At 64.1% G+C, this 1,578-nt stretch carries 1 protein-coding gene; it reads left to right on the forward strand.

Going from position 1 to position 1,578, the window contains the following annotated elements; genetic code table 11:
- Positions 1–78 precede the first annotated feature (78 nt).
- Positions 79–1,544, forward strand: a protein-coding gene (locus GD1_RS23940; protein WP_238404336.1) for an IS3 family transposase whose coding sequence is annotated in 2 segments (ribosomal slippage) — positions 79–448 and positions 448–1,544 — 1,467 coding nt in all. Because the reading frame shifts where the segments join, the coding sequence is not laid out codon by codon here.
- Positions 1,545–1,578 lie beyond the last annotated feature (34 nt).

Consider the following 1,578-nt stretch of genomic DNA (forward strand, 5'->3'; position numbering starts at 1 on the left):
CCCTGCATGCCAGGGTGAGTTGAGTCCAGCACTTCACAGCAACTCCGCCAGCAGGGCGAGATACGGATCAACCCCACCATGACGATCTCCACCATCATTCCGGTCGAGGACAATGACCACATGGTCTCCACCCACCCTCGAGCCGACGGCCCCCGCCGCCGACGCGTGTTCAGCCCCTCCGACAAGCTCGCGCACCTGGCCGCGTACGAGCAGGCATGCGAAGACGGCCGCGGCGGGGCCTACCTGCGACGCGAAGGCCTGTACTCGTCGTTGATCAGCGAGTGGCGCAAGCAACGCGACGCCGGGGTCCTCGCCGGCAAACCCGCCGGCACGAAGGTCGGCAAGCTCACCGCTGAACAGGCCGAGATCGCCCGCCTCACACGGGAGCTCGCCCAGGCAAACAAACGGCTCACCACCACCGAAGCTGCCCTGGATATCATGGGAAAAGCACACGCTCTCTTGGAATCACTTTCCGAGAGAGCGGACTCGGACGACAAGCCGACCACGCGTTGACAGCGGCGTGGAACGAATTGACCGAGGCAGGGGTGTCGACGAGAACGGCCAGCGCGTTGACCGGTGTGGTCCGTTCAACGGCGGTCCGGCACCGCACTGCCGCGACCGCACCGACACCGCCGGCGACGCCCACACCCGCAGTCGAGCCGCCGAACAAGCTCACCGCACTCGAACGCCTGCGTATCCTCGAGGTGCTCAACAGTGATCGGTTCGTCGACCAGGCGCCGCTCGAGATCTACGCCCAGCTACTCGACGAGGGCATCTACCTGTGCTCGGTGTCGACGATGTACCGCATCCTGCGTGAGAATGCCCAGGTCAACGAACGTCGCAGGGTTGCCAGGCATCCAGCGAAGGCGTGCCCCGAACTGGTCGCGACCGCGCCCCGGCAGGTGTACTCGTGGGACATCACGAAACTCGCCGGGCCGGTGAAGGGCCAGTACTTCGACGCGTACGTGATGATCGACATCTACTCGCGTTACATCGTCGGCGTGCACGTTCACGCGCACGAATCAGGTGTACTGGCAAGAGAACTGATGGAACAGATCTTTGCGGTACACGGCATCCCGCAGGTGGTGCACGCCGACCGCGGTACGTCGATGACCAGCAAGTCCGTCGCGACGTTGCTCGCGGACCTCGAGGTCACCCGATCGCATTCACGGCCACGGGTCTCGAACGACAACCCGTATTCGGAGGCGGTGTTCAAGACCCTCAAGTACGGTCCCGGTTTCCCGGAACGGTTCGGATCACTTGGTGCGGCAAGGGAATTCATGATGCAGTTCGCCGAATGGTACAACCACGAGCATCGCCACAGCGGTATCGGGCTGCATACCCCGGCCGACGTCCATTTCGGTCTGGCGGCCGGCAAGGCCGCTGATCGCCGGCAGGTGCTCGATGCGGCCCGTGTGCAGTACCCGCACCGCTTCGGCACCACGGCGCTGCCGAAGATCCTGGCCCTGCCCGATGCAGTGTGGATCAATCAGCCGGCCGAGGATTCTCTGGCCGCTGTGGAGGCTGAAATGACAGTCGCGTAACACCTGCTGGACTCAACTCCCTTGACAAGTTCCG

It is taken from the genome of Gordonia desulfuricans NBRC 100010 (assembly GCF_001485495.1).
Taxonomy (GTDB): Bacteria; Actinomycetota; Actinomycetes; order Mycobacteriales; family Mycobacteriaceae; genus Gordonia; species Gordonia desulfuricans.